Raw genomic sequence first — 19,701 nt, forward strand, 5'->3', positions numbered from 1 at the left:
CAATCTGGCCGTTTGAAAAGCTTATAAGGAAAATCTCCTTATGATTTCATCAGAGATATATGGACGCTTGAGCCTGAAAGATTTAAAAGTGACCCAAACCATTTCAATGTGGGGGTAAATAATTAGAGCTGTGACTGCGTTCCATCATCTCTATACATAATACATAGGGAAAAACGGTGGAGGGATTGTTGAGGGGTTTAGGGAACGCCATGGGAAGGCACCCGATACGAGTTAACCAGCTATTGTCTCTCAAGATTTTGGATAAGCATCTTTTTCTCCACAAGACAGGCTCCGGAGAGGATCTGAAAAGAGTAATATGCCCTCATCTGTGTGTCCATAAAGATCGGCAGCAAAGCGATAGAGACGCTTTCAGTGGACCGTCTCTTTAACAAGAAGATATCTTTCATAAGGAACTGTCGGACTTCTCACAATTATTGCGTCAAGCATTTCGTCTGCAGTTCGATTGCGTCAATCAAGAGGCAGTGTCTCCAGACGAACTGAGGACTAAGCAGACCCAAAACCACGTGTGGAATCATAAGCCCTTATCTTTTCCTTGACTGTCAGCTTTTAAGGTATCGCCAGGATTATGATAAAATTCAATACTGTAGTTATCCCAGACGTGAACACCATACAGGAGAGGTTGTGCGGATCATGTCGGAGATGGAAGCGGATGCGATGAATTATATCTTTTTATCACGTCGCCAGGATTGTTTTCGGCTAATGCCACGGGGATGATCGTACAGCCTCAAAGCGCCAAAATTATTGACTTCATGGTAAAGCATCACAATCATGCCATTTCAAGCGAGCGTGTACTAAGCGAGCACATCATCGGTCTGATTAAACGCTTCAAAATCATGGCGGATAAATATCGCAACCGCAGAAAATGTTTCGGCTTACGCTTCAATCTGATTGCCGGTATCTGTAATTATGAAAGGCTATAATTTTGGAAGGGGTCTATTGTATAATCGACAGCCCTCGCCCTGTCACGTTCATGAGCCCGGTCTACCCTCAAATGTGCCCATGGCTGTCTCCCGGGCACACCAGGGCCGGACCCATGAGCTTGATATTGTCCAGAATTTAGGTTAAAATATAGGCTGATCAAGAAAACCTTATCTTTCTTTGTCAAATCACGTTGCAAAAGGACCAATTACCATGAAAATATCGCATCATAAAGCCGTTACGGTTGAGTACACTCTGTTAGATGACGACGGGACCGTTCTGGACACTTCTAAAGGACGTGAGCCTTTAAACTATATCCACGGGGCCAGAGAAGTCCTACCTGGATTCGAATCTGCTCTTGAAGGCAAGTGTCCGGCAGACCGCGTTTCGTTTGTACTCACCCCGTCTGAGGGTTACGGAGAACGAGACGAAGAACTAGTCTTTTCACTTCCCCGAGAACGGTTCAATGAAATAGATAACCTTCGCGAAGGTATGCAGTTCGCCGTGAACGGACCGGAGGGCGGGATGGTCATGACGGTAGTGAACATGGGAGGCAATGAAGTAACCCTTGACGGAAATCACCCGCTCGCGGGCAACAACCTTCATTTCGAGGTAGAGGTACTGGAAGTCCGTGATGCATCCGAAGGAGAGATACGGGAATCGCTTAAAGAAACCGGGTGTGGTTGCATGGTGGGTAGCCCTCCGGAAGGCGGCTGCCATTGATGTTCGGACGGTTAGTGTCCTTTGAAACATATTGAGGGACATTGTTTTGCACCAGATATCAGGATAGTAGCCCGGACATTGATAAATACAGCCCGGCTGTGGCCTCATGTGGATCACAATAAAATCACGCATGAAACAGCTTCGTAAAAGGGGGAAATATGGTAATAGGAAAAATAAACAGAGGTTCAAAAGAACGACTAATGGTAACCGTTGAAGATTTCAAGGGCTCACAGGTCGTCAATCTGGGCATATACAAAATCATTAACGATGGGGAGTTGTCGCCTACCGGCGAGAATATCAGCTTCACACCAGACAAGATTGAGATGATTATCAACTTACTGAGAGAGGCCCAGAAAAAAACCGTCTAAGTGTTGGGCGGGCGTTGCCGCATGGTTGAATTAGTCCCGGAATTAGGGTATTCTTTCTTGGTCTAGCTGAATCTATTTATGAGGAGCGAGAATGCATATCTCCATAATCGGAACCGCAGGCTCAGGTAAATCGACCCTTTTCTTGGCCCTGAGCGGAATTTCCGACGACAATCAGGTTCATACGCCCACACTTGCAACCATAGACGTTCCCGACGAACGCCTTGATAACCTCACGCAAATCTTCAAACCGAAGAAGACTGTTTATGCTCGGATTGAGCTGTCAGACACGTTACCTATCGGAAAAAACGATTTGCGCAACGAGACCATCCAGTTAAAAGCGCTTCAGCAGATGCGCTTAAGCGACGCCTTCCTCTTGGTACTGCCAGCCTACAGGCCGGAAATTGATACCGACCCGTACTCTCATTTCGCATTAATATACAGCGAGTTCATACTCTCAGACATGTCCCAGATAGAAACACGCCTTGAACGAATCAGCAAGCAGATGGGGAAAAAAGATAACGCCCTTCTGCATCAGGAGAAAGAAATGCTGGAGAGGTGCCTTGAGCATCTTAATAAGGAGCAGCCACTTTCGACTCTTGATCTTCTCGACAAGGAAGGAAAAACGTTTCGGGGGTTTCAATTCTTATCTCAAAAACCAATGCTGGCCGTCATGAACTGCGCGGAGGAAATGCTCGGCGAGGCGGATAAAGCGGAGGAGGAATTAAACCAGAGGTTCCCGGGGCACCTCCCGCTCGTCACGGCATGCGCAAAACTGGAGTCGGAATTGGCGCTCATGTCTTCCACCGAGAGAGACGAGTACATGCAGGCTTATGACATCAAAGAGGCGCTCCGGCCGAAGATTATCCGCCTTGCGTATGATACACTGGGACTTTTGACGTTTTTCACGGTGGGAGAAGACGAGTGCCGTTCATGGCCGATCAAAAGAGGAATGACAGCACAGGAGGCCGCAGGGACCATCCATACGGATTTTTACAACAAATTTATTCGTGCGGAAACGGTCGCATACGATGATTTCCTGCAACACGGAGGATTTGCGGGATGCAAAAAAGCCGGTCTATGGCGCCTTGAAGGTAAAACATACGTGGTACAGGATGGGGACATTCTGACGATCAGGGCCGGAAACTGATTCCGGCATAAATCCTAGGTGTTTAGACCCCTCCTGGGGTTTTTGGTTCTATCTTTCCGGTTTTAAGAAAAAAGATGCTCTCGCCGAAATAATAGCTTTTTATGATGCCGTTCCGTTCAAGTCCGCTGAGGCGGCTTTTCACCTTCAGATAAGGTACCCCCGTTATCTTCACGATATCCTCAAGGTTCATTGATCTTCTTTCTAATATTCCCAGAACTATCTCTTCCCAGTCCGCATCATCGTCACCGTCCTCCACCGCCTGTTCAAATGTCGACACAACTTCGCATTTATCGCCGAAAAACCGGCACACTTCCTCAAGAGCGGATGTTTCCATGGCTCCTGTTGCTTCCTCACAGGGAGGTCGGGTGACGGTATTGAGATGAACCTTGTCCACATCAAGGTAATCTATGATCCTCTTGAACTCCTTTAATTCTTCAGGGTCGTCATTAATGTCTCTGATCATCATGATTTCAAGCCATATCTCTCCATCGTATGCGTTCCGGAACCTCTCCAGTCCCTCCGTGACCATTTCAAGCCCGATGAGAGGGTGAGGTCTGTTAATGTAATGAAAGATATCATCACTCGCGGCATCAAGAGAAGGGAGCACAACATCAGCCTCCAAGAGATCATTACGAACTTCTTCCAGATGCAGGAGCGATCCGTTGGTGATAATGGCTATGGGTACACGCGTCTTTTTCTTTATCTCCCTGATCATGTACCTCAGGTCACTGTTCAGCGTAGGTTCTCCCGAACCGGAAAAAGTAACAAAATCTACCCGGTTCTCCTTTGAAACATTTCTACTCACTTCTTCAACTACTTCGTCAGGATCGAAAAACCGGCGCCGCTCAACCTCAAGGTAGGTGGTCTTGCCTATCTGACAATATATACAATCATAGCTACAGTATTTCGACCGGATAGTATCTACGCCCAGCGAAAACCCAAGCCTCCTTGAAGGTACTGGTCCAAAAACATATTTACTCATAAAAAAATAATATACAATAGTTACAGAAAAAGCAAACCGGCATAGATCCTCCTTCCTGTCCTTCCTCTCGACTGGCCGTCCAGGCCGTCATAGTTTTCGTGGGAGTTCTTCTTAGCTGGCTTATAAGGACGCCTTCGAACGCAAACTGGAGCTCTGCGCCATCCTCTTTAAGAGGATTATCGGCTGATATTTTTCGTCGTCACCTCGCCCAGTCTGCCATCGCCACGGGATTGGACAACACCCCTGGACTAACGAACCGGACTATCAAGGAAGCGACTGTTGGCCGTTACCATTATGGCAGTCATAAAGAACACTTCCATATATTTCTCATGGCGTACAATCTGGCAGATCATTTGAAAAGCTTATAAGGAAAATCTCCTTATGATTTCATCAGAAATATATGGACGCTTTAGCCTGGAAGATTTACATGTGATCCAAACAATTTTAATGTGGGGGTAGACAGTTAATTGCTGGTATCCTTAAAATCTTCGCCAAAATTCTTTTCGAAGCTCTCTGACGATTCACTTCGGGCCGTCCTCTTGGGGACTTTTACAGTCACAAGGGTGGACTGCGGCGAGACAATCTCCGATAATCAAGATACATTTCTTACATAAAGATCTGTTTTTGGTGATATGCCCTATCACCTAAAAATACTCCATCAAGCTCTTTTTTTCGCCGGTTTCTTGTTTGGAGCCGGATTCGTCTGGTGGGCCCAAGATTTTTTATCCTTGGCGCAATTTTTTGTAGGAGTTTTGTTCGAGACGGGGCTTGCTGCCTGAACACTCCAAGGAGATAGCGACGCTGCGAACAAGAAGATTGTGAGCACGGCAATACGTCTTTTTAGCATGGTATTCCTCCGAATCTGTTAATGTTAAATTATAATAGAAATTGTTTCACCATTTATTCACGTGATCGTCTGCTATAAATACACCGTCAGGAAGACTTTGTCTACGGTAATCTGCCAACATGTATGTTTCGGTATTTTAGAAGGATGTTTTTCTGTATTTCCCAATAATATCTAAGGGTGTACGGATTGTAATGTATTGCATGGTATCTTGTTGGCACGGCTTAAACAGGTTTTTCCAATTCCGTGAAAGTATAGAAAAACAGGTAGCGGAAAATACGATATTCGGTGGAGGCTTTAGACTCCCAACCCCTATAAACAATCCCCTCATTGGTTTCTGCGATAGGGATGAGAGCATTGGAGCAGCACCAGATTCCATCACCAGTGATATGGTAAGTTAATTATACTCACCAAAGGACTTCCTTCCCTGAAACAGGTATCAGGAAGATAATCCTAGATGACCTCTCCCTCTTTTTATGTCTTACCATATGAAAGCATTGAATTGAGTCTCGCCAAAGATGCGTATTCTATGAAAAGTCTCATCATAAAAAGAACATATCTTCTTGCTTGTCCATAACGTCATAGAACTTACACATTATGAGGATGAGACTTTTCATCCTTCAGAGAAGTGTATGACATGTCGCATAGACGAAACGGAAGAGAGGATCTTCCGATGTAAGAGAGATGCAGGATAGATGATCAGCAGGGGAGGAACAGTGGGAAAAGAGGCGAGTCGGTTGCCCCGATCCCTCAAAGATGGTATATTATCGCAGTGAACAGAATTTTCGTTAAAGGTGCACGTCAGCATAACCTCAAGAACATTGATGTCGAGCTTCCCAGGAACAAAATGGTGGTGATCACGGGACCGAGCGGGTCAGGCAAATCTACCCTTGCCTTCGATACGATCTACGCGGAGGGGCAAAGACGTTACGTCGAATCTCTCTCGTCTTATGCGAGACAGTTTCTAGAGCTTATGGACAAGCCAGATATGGACTACATTGAAGGGTTGTCCCCAGCCATCAGCATTGAACAGAAAACTATCAGCAAAAACCCTCGCAGTACGGTGGGGACGGTCACTGAAATTTACGATTACCTGAGACTCCTATTTGCCAGGATCGGGCATGTCTTCTGTTATGGCTGCGGGAAGGAGATAAAAAGCCAACACACTCCGCAGATCGTAGACCACATCTTATCTATGCCACAAGGGACCATGCTTGCCATTCTGGCCCCCATCGTAAGAGGACGAAAAGGAGAGTACCGCAAGGAAATTGATGAACTGAGGAAGCAGGGTTTTTCACGGATCAAATTGAACGGTGCCATAGTCGATCTATCAGAAAACATCACACTTGACAAGTACAAGAAGCACGACATTGACGTCATCATAGACAGGATCACTCTGAGGGAAGGAGTTGAACGAAGGCTTTTCGAAGCAGTGGAGCTTGCCTTGCAGAAGGCGGAAGGAATCATAAAAGTCGAAACTCCGAAAAATGTTATGGTCTTCAGCGAGAAATTTTCCTGCCCCGATTGTGGCATAAGCTATCCTGAGATTGCTCCCCGCATGTTCTCCTTCAATAATCCTTACGGAGCATGCCCCACCTGTCTCGGCCTCGGGGTCAAGGAGTTTTTCGATCCTGCGCTCATTATCCCGAACCATGACCTCTCCCTGAGGGAGGGGGCTGTGCTCCCTTGGGGCGAGAAGAGCTCTGTTCACTTTATGCCCTTTCTTGAAGCCCTCGTCAACCGCTATAGCATAGACATCGAGGAGCCTTACAGGGATCTCCCGGAAGAAGTCCGCAACGTAATCCTTTACGGCACCAAAGAAGATCTTGAATTTTTCACCAACAAAGGAGGAAAAAGACACCTCGTCAGAAGACGCTTTGAGGGGGTAATAAAAGAGCTTCAAAGAGATTGGGAGAACGCCGACTTTTTCGAGAAAGCCCGGCTTGAACGGTTTATCAATCTTATACCGTGTCCATCATGCAACGGGGCGAGGTTGAAAAAGGAGATGCTTTGGGTAAAGATTAATGATCTCAACATTGATGAAATTACCCGTATGACCATCGCCCTTGGTCTCGACTTCTTCTCGGCCCTGAAGCTTACCGAAAAAGAGATGGAAATCGCAAAATCGATCCTCAAAGAGATTATCTCCCGCCTCAGATTCCTCATGGATGTCGGGCTCGACTATATTACCATAAACCGAAATTCTGGGACGCTCTCTTCAGGAGAGTCACAAAGAATTCGCCTCGCCACCCAGATCGGCTCTGGCCTGACAGGCGTTCTCTATATTCTTGACGAGCCAAGCATAGGACTCCATCAGAGAGATAACGAAAGGCTCCTTACCACCCTTTTTAGGCTGAGAGACCTTGATAACACGGTCATAGTCGTAGAACACGATCATGATGCCATCGTCTCTTCGGACTACGTTATAGACCTGGGGCCCGGCGCAGGGGAAAACGGAGGTCACCTCGTCTTTCAGGGTACGCCAAATGACTTGGCGGCCCATGAGACTTCCGTCACCGGGATGTTTATCTCAAAAAGACGGGAAATCAAGCAACCCGACAAAAGAAGGACTCCAAAGGGAGTCATCAGGATTAAGGGAGCTCACTCCCACAACCTCAAACATATCAACGTCACCATTCCCATTGGGATCTTCACGTGCGTCACGGGGGTTTCCGGCTCGGGAAAGAGCACTTTGATTGTCGATACCCTCTACCCTCTCCTTAAACAAAAAATTTACAAGTCGAAAGAACGGGCAGGAGAAACGGAAGGCATTGAGGGGTTCGAGGCAATAGACAGGGTTATCGATATAGATCAGTCACCCATTGGAAGGACTCCAAGGTCGAATCCAGCCACCTATACGGGCATCTTTACCCCCATAAGAGAACTTTTCACGAAACTCCCGGAGTCACGGATGAGAGGGTACAAAGAGGGGAGGTTCTCCTTCAACGTGAAAGGAGGCCGGTGCGAGACCTGTGCAGGCGAAGGCTACGTTACCATCGAAATGCAGTTCCTTCCCGATGTGTATATCGTCTGCGACACCTGCAAAGGGAAGAGATACAACAGGGATACCTTGGAGGTTAAATACAAAGGAAAGAGTATTGCCGATGTCCTGGAGATGACCGTGACTCAGGCCTTGGATTTTTTCTCTTCTATTCCCACGATAAAGGCAAAACTGAAAATCCTGAATGAGGTAGGACTTGGCTACATCAAACTTGGCCAGGCGGCGACCACCCTCTCAGGGGGAGAAGCTCAGAGGATCAAGCTCTCTCGTGAGCTATCAAAACGGGATACGGGCGCGACCCTATATATCCTCGACGAGCCCACCACAGGGCTTCACTTCTCCGACATAGAGAAGCTCCTACACGTACTTATGGAGCTTGTCGACAGAGGCAATACCGTCGTAGTGATTGAGCATAACCTTGATGTGATAAAATGCGCTGACCATGTTATTGATCTCGGCCCGGAGGGGGGAGACAAAGGCGGGACCGTCATCGTCGAGGGGACTCCCGAAAAGGCCATGGCTACACCCGACAGTTACACAGGGATATTCCTCAAGAGATACTTGGACAGTTAAGGAGGCCCATGAAAAAACTTGTTGTAATACCTGCCCGTTACGCATCTGCAAGGCTCCCAGGAAAACCGCTACGCACCATCGCGGGAAAACCTCTTATCCAATGGGTGTATGAAAAAGCAATATCTTCCTCAGCCGACAATATCCTTGTGGCAACGGATGACGAAAGGATACAGGAAACGTGCGCCTCTTTCGGCGCGGAAGCCGTCATGACAGATCCCTCACTTAGATCTGGCACCGACAGAGTCTATGAAGCTATATCGGGAAAGAAGGGAGATCTTATCGTAAACCTTCAGGGTGACGAGCCCTTTATAGAACCGTCCATGATTGATACCCTTTTTCGAATCATGGAAGAGGATGTTCCCATGGCGACGCTGTGCACCCCGATTTCCCGGGAAGAGTACGAGAACCCGAATACGGTAAAGGTTGTACTTGACAAAAGCCACTATGCCCTCTATTTCTCTCGCTCGCCCATTCCGTACATCAGAGAAGCACTGGAGGTCCCTCTTTACGGCCATATCGGCATCTACGGCTTCTCCAGATCTTTCCTGTCTCTGTTCGTGGCTATGGAAAAAGGGCTCCTTGAAGAGGCTGAATCCCTGGAGCAGCTCAGAGTGCTGGAAAACGGGGTAAGGATTAAAGTAGCCCCCGTACATTATACCGGCTTCGGGATAGACACCGAGGAAGATCTAAAAAAAGCGGAGGAAAGGATGGCGAAAGATTGACAGTCGTTCGTCGTCAGTTATTGGTTAAAAAAAGTGAATGGTAATTAGCCCAAGTCAAAATCACTGGATTTACCGCGCCTCACTGAACATTCTGATGCAAACAGCGGCCAAGCGCACTTAGCAGTTGGAAGTTACCTCGGGTTTTCGGTGAAACTGTTGACAAAAACGTTACAATATAGTCTATTATTAGCCTTTTAATACACATTTCAGGAGGTGATGCCGCATGATATGCACAACGTTAAAATCGGGAACAGAATGTTTGTTTATGAAGAAAACAGGATGCTCCTATAGTGGTGGAAAGTGTTTCACAATCGTGGAAAGTTGCGAAGGTTGCACGAGAATCATGGAATTCGAAACAGGCAAGTACTGCACAAGTTTCCCTGATCCGTCTCAAAAATGGCTGAAGGGCGTCTGTTCCATGTCATCGCACGTAAAGAAAACAAAAGCGGTGGAAGGGCAGAAGATAAACCCACTCAAAGCCTCGAAAAGAGCCGCTGGGAAGAAGTAATTTTCTCACAGGAAAATACTCGACTCTGAAAGGGCCTATCGTTTAACAATATCTATCGTGACATTGAACAGGAATTGGGGCGTATCTTATGCCGTTTCCTTTTTCACACGTCCAACGTTTAGGCCCTTCATGCTTGATATCACTTTATGGTTGACTTTTGGTTGTAATTAATGGTAAATAAAGGCTAAATTATCTGGAGGGTTGACGTTGAGGAAAAATAAATCGGCAGTGAAGAAAGCGCGGCAGTCAGAACAGAAAAGATTGAGAAATTTCCATGTGAAATCCACCATGAAAACATATATAAAGAAAATCTACGCCGTCATGGAAAACAAAGACACGGAACATGTGGACGAAGCTTTCAAAAAAGCCGTTTCATTTATCAATAGAGCGGCCTCTAAGGGTGTGATCCACTCTAACAACGCGTCCAGGAAAGTATCCAGGCTTTCAAAGAAGGTTCATACGTTTCTAAACAAGGCATAATCATTTTCCATTCAAGATTATTCATTTATATTTGGTGACCGTCCCGGGTGTCTTTCTCTGTGGGTCACAATTTATTATCTTTCTTTCAAGGGCCTCTTCTTGAAATAGGGGATGAAATTTGGACTTGGCTTGTTCCCTTAGTAGGTAAAAGCGTATCCTTGAGAATATATACGATTATATCAGTAATCTACAAGTAGAGCTGCGATAAACTTCCTCGCCATCCTTGCCGAGATAGTCTGAAACGCATTTCTCTTATTGAAGTCTTCAGCCTGAATATCATTCGTATTATATGGCTCGGAATCTGAGAAGAACCATCTTTTTATGAACGTACCATCCCTCTTGGAAAGAACAAGTTCCACGTCAATGGTCGCTGTTTTCTGAATAACAATACCTTGGGCGCTCATGGAAGAAGGCCGGATGAGTATTTGTTTTATAATCCCCTGAAGGTGACTGTCCGCATCAGGTCTGTTTAAATCGAAAAGTCCCGCACTAAGGACTTCCTGCGAAAAGGTATCGGTAACATAAAGTGAAGCGTGGGGTTCATAGGTAATGTTCTTGAAAGGCCCCATAGAAAGCGAGGTGATATCTCCGCCATAAATACCCCTCCCTCCAAGTCCTACCATCTGGTATCCGCACGAGCAGACCGACAGCAACACAACCGCCATCAAAAAAATCCAGCCTAACCTTCTGTTTAATTCTTTCATGAATCAATACTCCATCTAACCGGAAACTACTATATTGACCAGTTTATTGGGTACTATTATGGTCTTTCTTATTTCCTTGCCTTCAAGATGCCGCTTCACCTTTTCGAGATTCAATACAATCTCTTTCAGGCGTGATTCTTCAATATCTCTCTCAACTTCGCACCCGTCTCTCAATTTCCCGTTGATCTGGACCACGATGGTAACCTTGCCCTCTGTTATATAATTCTCGTCGTACTTTGGCCACCAAGTCCCAAGAGTACGATCCTTTCCACCGATCATGTCCCAAAGCTCCTCTGTAATATGGGGAACAAACGGAAAAAGGAGAGCAATAATGGTTTCAACGGCTCCTTTCACAAGGGCCCGGGCTTCTGATCCGGTCCTTTCGGTCTCAAGGAATTTGTATGTTGTGTTGACAAGCTCCATAACGCTTGCTATGGCCGTATTCAGATGAAACCTGTCGACATCTTCCGTCACTTTTTTTATAGTCTGATGGACTTTATAGGTCAACTGGATGAAGTCGCCGTCTTTGCTTCCAGGCACAAAAACAGCCTCGACATCTCGAAATTCTTCGCTTCGTTCCGCTACAAGCCTCCAGACTCTCTGAAGGAACCTGAAACTCCCCTCCACGCCTTTGTCACTCCAATCCAGGTCTTTCTCCGGAGGAGAAGCGAAAAGACAGAAGAGCCTCGCCGTATCAGCGCCGTATTTTTCTATGAGGTAGTCCGGATCAACAATATTACCTTTCGATTTGCTCATTTTCGAGCCGTCCTTGATCACCATCCCTTGGGTAAGAAGGTTCTTGAAGGGTTCTCGCTCCCCAACCAACCCCAGTTCTCTCACAACCCGGTTAAAAAATCTCGAGTAGAGAAGATGGAGCACTGCATGTTCGACGCCTCCGATATACTGGTCCACAGGCGCCCAATAATCAACACACTCCCTGTTGAGAGGGGCCAGAGTATAATCAGGGCATGCATATCGGAGAAAATACCATGACGACTCAACAAAGGTGTCCATTGTGTCCGTTTCTCTTCGCGCGGGCTTTCCGCATTTAGGGCATACCGTCTCATAGAATAGATCGTAGTCCTGAAGCGGTGACTTGCCCACTGCCTTTACTTCGAGATCAAGGGGCAACGCCACCGGAAGTTCTTCATAGGGAACGGGCACCGTCCCGCAATCTTCGCAGTAGATGATCGGGATAGGGGTACCCCAGTATCTCTGTCTCGATATACCCCAGTCTCTCAAGCGAAAGTTCACTTTCCCCCTGCCAAACCCCTTCTCTTCAAGGTAAGCTATAATCTTCGGGATGGCATCTCTGTTCTCAAGACCGTCAAAGGGTCCGGAGTTCATCAGCACTCCGTCATCCACATACGCTTCCTTCATTGTCTTCGAATCAAGACTTTTCCCTTTGGGTACGATAGTTGTTACGACAGGCAGATTATACTCTTTGGCGAATTCGAAGTCTCTCTGGTCATGGGCAGGAACGGCCATGATAGCGCCTGTTCCGTATTCCATGAGGACAAAGTTTCCGATATATATGGGGATTCTTGCCCCGGTGAGAGGATTTGTCACACATTTACCCGTAAAGACACCTTCTTTCTTGAGTTCCACTTCCGCCCTGAAACTTCTATCTTGGGCTTTGACTCTCTCCACAAAGGCACGGACGCCCTGTTCCTGTGGGGTGCCTATAGCCATGGAAACGGCAAGAGGATGCTCTGGCGCAAGGACCATGAACGTCACGCCATAGAGGGTATCGGGCCTCGTGGTAAAAATTGTAAGAACCCCTCCTTCCTCCATGGGAAAGTCCACTTCCACTCCGTGGCTTTTTCCAATCCAGTTCTTCTGCATGCTGAGAACTTTTTCCGGCCAGCCAGGTAGTTTGCCGCAATACTCATACAGTTCATCGGCATACTTCGTGATGGCGAAAAACCACTGGGTAAGCTCTTTCTGGATTACCTGCTCGCCACACCTCCAGCATGCCCCGCTCTCCACCTGTTCGTTGGCAAGCACGGTCTGGCACTTGGGACAGTAATTGACCGGCGAGCTTTTCCTGTATACAAGCCCCAACTCAAACATTTTCAGAAATATCCACTGTTCCCACCTGTAGTATTCCACATCACAGGTGGCAAACTCCCGAGACCAATCGTAGCTGAACCCCAGTCTCTTCAACTGTTTCCTCATATAGTCGATGTTTTCGCGGGTCCATGTGGCGGGAGCAATACCGCGCTCAATTGCCGCATTTTCCGCCGGCATTCCAAAGGCATCCCATCCCATAGGGTGCAGGACGTTGTAGCCTCTCATCCTTTTATACCGGGCTATTACGTCTCCTATTGAGTAGTTCCTCACGTGACCCATATGTATCCTGCCCGAAGGATAAGGGAACATTTCGAGGAGGTAATATTTCTCTTTTGTAGTATCCTCCGTGACAAAAAAAGACCTGTTCTTCTCCCACACGGACTGTCTCTGCTCTTCTATTGCATGCGGCTCATAAGGCTTCATTTCTTAAGCACCTCGTACCAACCCTTCATCATTTATTTATCATCGCCCTTACGCGCAATCTCAGGGCATTCAGTTTAATAAAACCTCCCGCGTCTTTCTGATCGTACACGGCATCCTCGTCAAAGGTTGCAAAATCCTGTCTGTAGAATGATTTGTCGGACTTCCTGCCCACCACGGTACAGTTGCCTTTATACAACTTCACCTTTACTGTGCCCGTTACACCCTTTTGAGACTCATTGACGAAAGCCTTCAGGGCTTCCATCTCGGGAGAGTACCAGAAACCGTAATAGATAAGATCCGATATCTTTGGTATGAGGCTGTCCCTGAGATGCATGACTTCACGGTCCATGGTGATCGTTTCCATGCCTCTGTGGGCTACATGCAAAATCGTACACCCTGGGGTCTCATAGACGCCTCTCGATTTCATCCCAACAAATCTGTTTTCCACTATATCCACTCTACCGATTCCGTTCGCACCTGCGAGTTTGTTGAGGTGAATCACCAACCTGGCGGGGGACATCTCTTTGCCGTCCACTTTCACCGGTACGCCGTCCACAAACTCAATCTCCATGTAGGTGGGCTTATCTGGCGCCCTTTCCGGCGAGACAGTGGTGAGGAACATGCGCTCATCGGGTTCATTCCAAGGATCTTCCAGTATGCCGCCTTCGTAGCTTATATGCATGAGGTTTCTGTCCATACTGTACGGTTTAGCTTTAGTAACAGGCACCTCAATACCATGTTTCTCTGCATAATCAATAAGCTGTTCCCTTGCGGTAAAGTCCCATTCCCTCCACGGGGCGATAATCTTTACATTAGGTTCTAAGGCATAAAATGTCAGCTCGAATCTGACCTGATCGTTTCCTTTACCTGTGGAACCATGGCAGACCGCATCAGCATTTTCCTGTCTCAGAATCTCAATGTGCCGTTTTGCGATGAGAGGTCTGGCCAGGGAAGTGCCCATTAAATAGGTCCCCTCATAGACCGCATTCGCCTTGATGGCGAAAAAGACAAAGTCCCTCGCGAATTCCTCTTTAAGATCCTCTATGTAGACCTTGGATGCGCCGGTCTTGAGAGCTTTTTCTTCAAGGCCAACCAATTCTTCCTCCTGCCCCACATCGGCGGCATAAGCAATAACTTCACAATTATAAACTTCTTTCAGCCACTTGACGAGTATCGACGTATCAAGACCGCCCGAGTAAGCCAATACCACCTTCTTAATTTCTCTCATGTTGGACCTCCATTCTTCAAATTAACGAAGAATCATGAATGGGCCACGAAGATATGTCTTGCGGAGTCTGTTAACCCACTCTTTTGTTCTCCATTATGCATGTATTTATGAATATGCGGTGTTCAGGGAATCCCGGAGACTATTGATGCTTCCATTATTTATCTCCCGACATGAGCCATTCCAAGAGAGCCTTCTGCGCGTGGAGCCTGTTCTCCGCCTGTCTAAAGATAATCTCCTGGTTCGCTTCGAATATCCGGTCTGACACCTCTTTATTTCTGTGAGCGGGCAGACAGTGCATGACTACTGCGCTCTCGTTCGCTTCCTTCATGATTTCTCCGTCAATCCTGAACGGAGCAAAAGTCGCCATTCGCTCCTCATGCTCTCCCTCCTGCCCCATACTGACCCATACGTCCGTATAGACAATATCGGCTCCATCGGCCGCCTCACGAGGGTCGTGCGTGTAAACGAATTTTTCATTCCTCTCGGCTTCCTCAAGCAAGGTCTCGTTCGGACCATAAAACTCCGGTGTGGCCACTGACAGCCTGAGACCAAGGAGGATTGATGCCTCCAGCCACGAATTTGCGACATTGTTACCGTCACCGATATAGGCGATCTTTACGTTATCAAGTCTTCCTTTTAATTCTTGGATGGTGAGCAGGTCAGAAAGTATCTGACACGGGTGATAAAGGTCTGAAAGGCCGTTAATAAGGGGTACCGTCGCCCATCGGGCAAGCTCATCTACAAGTGCCTGGCCGTAGGTCCTTATCATCACAGCATCCACATATCTACTAAGTACCCTCGCCGTATCCCTTACAGGCTCTCCTCTCCCTATCTGGGTCTCCTGGGAGGTCAGAAATACCGCATATCCTCCCAACTCCCACATACCGATTTCAAAAGAAATCCTAGTCCTAGTGGAGGCCTTCTCAAAGATCATGGCAAGACTCTTGCCCTTAAGTGGCTTAAACTCCTTACCTTGCCTTCTCTGCTCCTTCAAAAACGCCGAGCGCTCCAGCAAATAACGGCATTCTTCCTTATTGATATCAAGTAGTTTTGTAAAATCACGCTTTGGTCGCATACTCTATTCTCTATCCTTATCGACTCTTAGCTGTTTGGAAAAGATGCGATCAGCCGTCTCAAGAAAAAGATCAATGTCCTCTTTCTTTACTATTAGTGGGGGTACTAAACGCAGGATTTTTCCTTTCGTACAATTGAGGATAATACCTTCTTTCATAAACTCTTTCTGGACCGCATCTCCATTGATGTCGAGTTCCACCCCCAAAATGAGCCCCATGCCGCGTATTTCCTTTATAAACTGGAACTTTGTCTTGAGGGAAATGAGCCCCTCACAGAGATATCTACCCATCTCCTCACAATTCCTGATCACGCCCTCATCAATCAACGTATTAATGGTAGCTGTGACAGCTGCACATGCCAGAGGGTTCCCACCAAAGGTCGACGCATGAGTCCCAGGTTCAAATGCATTCATTACCTCATTTTTTGCCGTGATGGCGCCCACGGGAAACCCGTTGCCCAGCGCCTTGGCGAGGCTCATAATATCAGGCTCAATACCGTAATGTTCATAGCCGAAGAATTTGCCCGTTCTTCCCATACCAGTCTGGACTTCGTCGAGAATCATGAGTATGTCTTTTTCCTTGGTCAACTGCCTTAACGCAGATATGTATTCTTTGTTCGCCGAATAGACGCCTCCTTCGGCCTGTATGGGCTCAAGCATCACAGCACACGTTTTGTCCCCTAATGCCTGCTCCACGGCTTCTATGCTGTTAAAGGGCACATGGATGAACCCGGGCAACATAGGAGAAAACCCTTCGTGGAATTTAGTCTGTCCTGTAGCCGAAAGACTGCACATGGTCCTCCCGTGGAACGAGTTCTCCATGACGATAATCTCGTATCTGCCTTCGCCATACTTCTTCCACGAGTATCTTCTTGCGAGTTTTATAGCGGCCTCGTTGGCTTCCGCGCCGCTGTTGCAGAAAAATACCTTGTCCCCGAACGAATTCTCCACAAGGAGCTTTGCCGCCTTTATCTGTGGTTCAGTATAAAAAAGGTTTGAAGTATGAAAAAGCTTCATTGCCTGAATTGCCAAGCCCTCAACCACCTCCTTCCTGGCGTGGCCAAGGTTACATACTGCAATGCCTGCTAAAAAATCGAGGTACCTTCTGCCATCTATATCCCAGAGCCAGCAACCCTCTCCTTTTGTCGCCACTATGGGGTACCGACTATACGTATTCGCAATGTACTCTGAAGCCTTAACCATTAATTCCTTGTGCATCAGGCTCCTCCTATGATCTCGGTGCCGACACCGGAATCAGTAAATATCTCAAGTAGAATGGCATGGGCAACTCTGCCGTCCACCACATGGGTCTCCCGTACTCCTCCCCGAATTGCATCAACACAACACATCACCTTGGGGATCATGCCTCCTGTGACAGTCTTGTTCTCAATTAGTCTGTCCACTTCTTTCTCTTTCAGGGTCGAAAAAAGCCTCCCTTCTCCGTCGAGCACACCCTCCACATCGGTAAGCAGTATAAACTTATCCGCCGACATTGCCTTCGCGATGCTTCCTGCCGCAGAGTCGGCGTTCACATTGTATGAATGGCCGTCCACTCCGTCCGCGATAGGCGCCACGACCGGGATGTATCCGTGCCTACTAATATTCTTCAGGATATCGACGCCCACATCTACTATCTCGCCAACAAAACCGATCTCCTTGTTTTCCACTTGCTTTGCGACAAGAAGCCGTCCGTCTTTACCGGAAAGCCCTATCGCTTTCCCTCCCATATCATTGATATTTTTAACAATCTCTTTATTGACATGACCCGATAGGACCATTTCCGCAATTTCCAGGGTCTTGTCGTCCGTCACGCGAAGGCCGTCGATAAAACTAGAAGGGATTTTAAGATCCTTGAGTAGCCTGCCTATCTCCGGTCCGCCTCCGTGGACGATAATCGGGTTGATCCCAACGTATTTGAGAAGGACCACATCTTTGGCAAACTCTTTCTTTAGACTCTCTTCTTCCATTGCGGCCCCACCGTACTTGATCACGAACGTGGTACCCGAAAACTTTTTAATATATGGCAACGCTTCGAGAATGGTCTCAACTTTTTCTCTCATAGTATGTACCTGCTCAGATCGTCTTTTTCAAGGAATTCTCCAAGTTTTTCCCTCACATAGGCCTTTGTTATGACAATTTTCTCTTCTTTCGTATCGGGAGCAGAAAACGATATATCTTCAAGCAGCTTCTCCATGACAGTGTAGAGCCTTCGGGCGCCTATATTTTCCGTCATTTCATTAATCTTCTGTGCAATGTCGGTAATTTCCTCTATAGCCTTCTTCTCAAACTCCAGTTTTATGTTCTCCGTCGCAAGGAGTGCCTTGTACTGCTTAAGAAGGGCATTGTCCGGCTCGGTAATAATCCTGAAGAAATCGTCCTTGTTTAAGGGGTCAAGCTCAACCCGGATCGGGAATCGACCCTGCAGCTCTGGGATAAGATCCGAAGGCTTTGACATATGGAACGCCCCCGCGGCGATGAAGAGCACATGGTCCGTCTTCACCATGCCGTACTTGGTGGTAACCGTTGTCCCTTCCACGATGGGAAGAATATCGCGCTGCACCCCTTCCCTTGAAACATCAGGGCCGTGCGTATGGTCTCTGCTGGCGATCTTGTCAAGCTCGTCAAGAAAAATAATACCAGACTGTTCCACCCTTTCAATAGCGTCTTGGACGACTTTGTCCATATCAATGAGCTTCTTCGACTCTTCCTGGATCAGCAAGTCATAAGCCTCTTTCACTTTGATCTTTCGTTTCTTCGTCTTCTTCGGAAGGATATTGCCGAACATATCTCTGATCTGCATATCCATCTCTTCAAGACCCTGGGCTGAAAAAATCTCGATTATCGGAAGCGCTTTGTCCGGTACTTCAAGTTCTACAAATTTATCATCAAACTTACCGGCCCTGAACTGGTTCCTTATTTTCAGTCTCGACTGATCCGCCGGTTCCTCCTCCTTTGACGCACGGCTCGCTCTTTTCTGAGGCAGGAGAAGATCAAGCACCCTGTCCTCCGCCATCACCTTGGCTTTTTCCAGGACCTGTTCGTGTTCCTCTTTTTTTACCATATTTATCGAGAGCTCCGTAAGGTCCCTTATCATAGATTCCACGTCACGCCCCACATATCCTACTTCCGTGAATTTAGTGGCCTCAATTTTGAGGAATGGCGCGTTTGCGAGTTTCGCGAGCCGCCTAGCGATCTCTGTCTTTCCCACCCCTGTGGGGCCTATCATAATGATGTTCTTCGGGGCTACCTCGTCTCTCAGTTCCTTTGGTATCATCTGCCGTCTCCATCTGTTCCTTAAGGCTATGGACACGGCTTTTTTTGCTTTATTCTGCCCTATAATAAACCTGTTTAGCTGCTCCATGATCTCTTTAGGGGTCAGTATCTTCATCTACAGCTCCTCTACTACAGCTTTGTCATTGGTGTAAATGCAAATCCCGGAGGCAATTCGCATTGATTCTTCCACGATCTCCCTGGCCGAAAGATCGGTATGCTTTACAAGCGCCCTTGCGGCGGAAATAGCGTAAGCTCCGCCTGAGCCTATGGCTGCCACACCATCATCAGGCTCAATTACATCCCCTGTCCCCGACAGCACGAACGTATGCTTGTCGTCCGCCACTATAAGGAGCGCCTCAAGCCTCCTTAGCATCCGGTCCATTCTCCAGTCCTTTGCATGTTCTACAGATGCTCTGGTGATATTTCCGTTGTACTGCTCAAGTTTCTTTTCAAATCTCTCAAACAGGGTGAATGCATCGGCAGTGGCTCCCGCGAATCCGGCCAGACATTTTTCATGATAAATCTTTCGCACCTTCTTGGCCGTGTGTTTCATGACAACATCACCCATGGTGACCTGACCGTCGCCACCGATGGCAACTTTCCCCTTGTGTCGCACGCATATAACCGTCGTTGCTTCCATT

At 47.3% G+C, this 19,701-nt stretch carries 16 protein-coding genes and 2 pseudogenes; 9 read left to right on the forward strand and 9 right to left on the reverse strand.

Going from position 1 to position 19,701, the window contains the following annotated elements; all coding sequences use genetic code 11:
• The first annotated feature begins 794 nt into the window (after positions 1-794).
• From LBQ00_01705 to LBQ00_01720, 4 genes and pseudogenes are all read left to right on the forward strand, one after another.
• Positions 795-941 (forward strand): annotated as a pseudogene (locus LBQ00_01705) (IS5/IS1182 family transposase).
• 211 nt (positions 942-1,152) lie between these two features.
• On the forward strand, positions 1,153-1,662 hold the full coding sequence (locus LBQ00_01710) for a peptidylprolyl isomerase (protein ID MDR2017589.1): 510 nt from the start codon (positions 1,153-1,155) through the stop codon (positions 1,660-1,662).
• Positions 1,663-1,820: 158 nt separating this feature from the next.
• On the forward strand, positions 1,821-2,030 hold the full coding sequence (locus LBQ00_01715) for a hypothetical protein (GenBank protein MDR2017590.1): 210 nt from the start codon (positions 1,821-1,823) through the stop codon (positions 2,028-2,030).
• 91 nt (positions 2,031-2,121) lie between these two features.
• Positions 2,122-3,177, forward strand: coding sequence for a YchF family ATPase (locus tag LBQ00_01720; protein ID MDR2017591.1), 1,056 nt, complete (start codon positions 2,122-2,124; stop codon positions 3,175-3,177).
• A gap of 22 nt (positions 3,178-3,199) precedes the next feature.
• Here the strand turns inward: LBQ00_01720 and LBQ00_01725 are convergent, their stop codons facing one another.
• On the reverse strand, positions 3,200-4,159 hold the full coding sequence (locus LBQ00_01725) for a radical SAM protein (GenBank protein MDR2017592.1): 960 nt from the start codon (positions 4,157-4,159) through the stop codon (positions 3,200-3,202).
• A gap of 254 nt (positions 4,160-4,413) precedes the next feature.
• On the opposite strand from LBQ00_01725, the pseudogene LBQ00_01730 reads away from it, so the two are divergent.
• From LBQ00_01730 to rpsT, 5 genes and pseudogenes are all read left to right on the forward strand, one after another.
• Positions 4,414-4,524, forward strand: a pseudogene (locus LBQ00_01730) (IS481 family transposase).
• A gap of 1,251 nt (positions 4,525-5,775) precedes the next feature.
• Positions 5,776-8,577: an excinuclease ABC subunit UvrA gene (gene uvrA / locus LBQ00_01735; protein ID MDR2017593.1), complete on the forward strand. Its 2,802-nt coding sequence runs from the start codon at positions 5,776-5,778 to the stop codon at positions 8,575-8,577.
• Positions 8,578-8,585: 8 nt separating this feature from the next.
• Positions 8,586-9,299 (forward strand): 3-deoxy-manno-octulosonate cytidylyltransferase, encoded by a 714-nt coding sequence (gene kdsB, locus LBQ00_01740; GenBank protein ID MDR2017594.1) that lies wholly within the window; start codon positions 8,586-8,588, stop codon positions 9,297-9,299.
• 265 nt (positions 9,300-9,564) lie between these two features.
• A complete protein-coding gene (locus tag LBQ00_01745) occupies positions 9,565-9,807 on the forward strand; it encodes a PxxKW family cysteine-rich protein (GenBank protein ID MDR2017595.1) in 243 nt (80 codons plus the stop codon).
• A 207-nt stretch (positions 9,808-10,014) separates the two neighbouring features.
• Positions 10,015-10,287 carry a 30S ribosomal protein S20 gene (gene rpsT, locus LBQ00_01750; GenBank protein ID MDR2017596.1) on the forward strand — a complete coding sequence of 91 codons (273 nt, stop codon included), beginning with the start codon at positions 10,015-10,017 and terminating at the stop codon, positions 10,285-10,287.
• Between the two features lie 179 nt (positions 10,288-10,466).
• On the opposite strand, the gene lptE is transcribed toward rpsT, so the two are convergent.
• The 8 genes from lptE to hslV form a co-directional block, all read right to left on the reverse strand.
• Complete coding sequence (gene lptE / locus LBQ00_01755; GenBank protein ID MDR2017597.1) at positions 10,467-10,991, reverse strand: LPS assembly lipoprotein LptE; 525 nt, start codon at positions 10,989-10,991, stop codon at positions 10,467-10,469.
• 15 nt (positions 10,992-11,006) lie between these two features.
• On the reverse strand, positions 11,007-13,487 hold the full coding sequence (gene leuS / locus LBQ00_01760; protein MDR2017598.1) for a leucine--tRNA ligase: 2,481 nt from the start codon (positions 13,485-13,487) through the stop codon (positions 11,007-11,009).
• 28 nt (positions 13,488-13,515) lie between these two features.
• Entirely contained in the window at positions 13,516-14,715 is a 1,200-nt protein-coding gene (locus LBQ00_01765; protein ID MDR2017599.1) for an argininosuccinate synthase, read from the reverse strand.
• A 154-nt stretch (positions 14,716-14,869) separates the two neighbouring features.
• Complete coding sequence (argF, locus tag LBQ00_01770) at positions 14,870-15,790, reverse strand: ornithine carbamoyltransferase (GenBank protein MDR2017600.1); 921 nt, start codon at positions 15,788-15,790, stop codon at positions 14,870-14,872.
• Positions 15,791-15,793: 3 nt separating this feature from the next.
• On the reverse strand, positions 15,794-17,005 hold the full coding sequence (locus tag LBQ00_01775; GenBank protein ID MDR2017601.1) for an aspartate aminotransferase family protein: 1,212 nt from the start codon (positions 17,003-17,005) through the stop codon (positions 15,794-15,796).
• Positions 17,005-17,847 (reverse strand): acetylglutamate kinase, encoded by an 843-nt coding sequence (argB, locus tag LBQ00_01780; GenBank protein ID MDR2017602.1) that lies wholly within the window; start codon positions 17,845-17,847, stop codon positions 17,005-17,007. Before argB ends, LBQ00_01775 begins: the two co-directional genes overlap by 1 nt.
• Positions 17,844-19,175: an ATP-dependent protease ATPase subunit HslU gene (hslU, locus tag LBQ00_01785; protein ID MDR2017603.1), complete on the reverse strand. Its 1,332-nt coding sequence runs from the start codon at positions 19,173-19,175 to the stop codon at positions 17,844-17,846. Before hslU ends, argB begins: the two co-directional genes overlap by 4 nt.
• Entirely contained in the window at positions 19,176-19,700 is a 525-nt protein-coding gene (gene hslV / locus LBQ00_01790) for an ATP-dependent protease subunit HslV (GenBank protein ID MDR2017604.1), read from the reverse strand.
• Between the last annotated feature and the right edge of the window lies 1 nt (position 19,701).

The sequence above is a fragment of the Syntrophobacterales bacterium genome (genome assembly GCA_031274925.1).
Taxonomy (GTDB): domain Bacteria; phylum Desulfobacterota; class Syntrophorhabdia; order Syntrophorhabdales; family Syntrophorhabdaceae; genus PNOM01.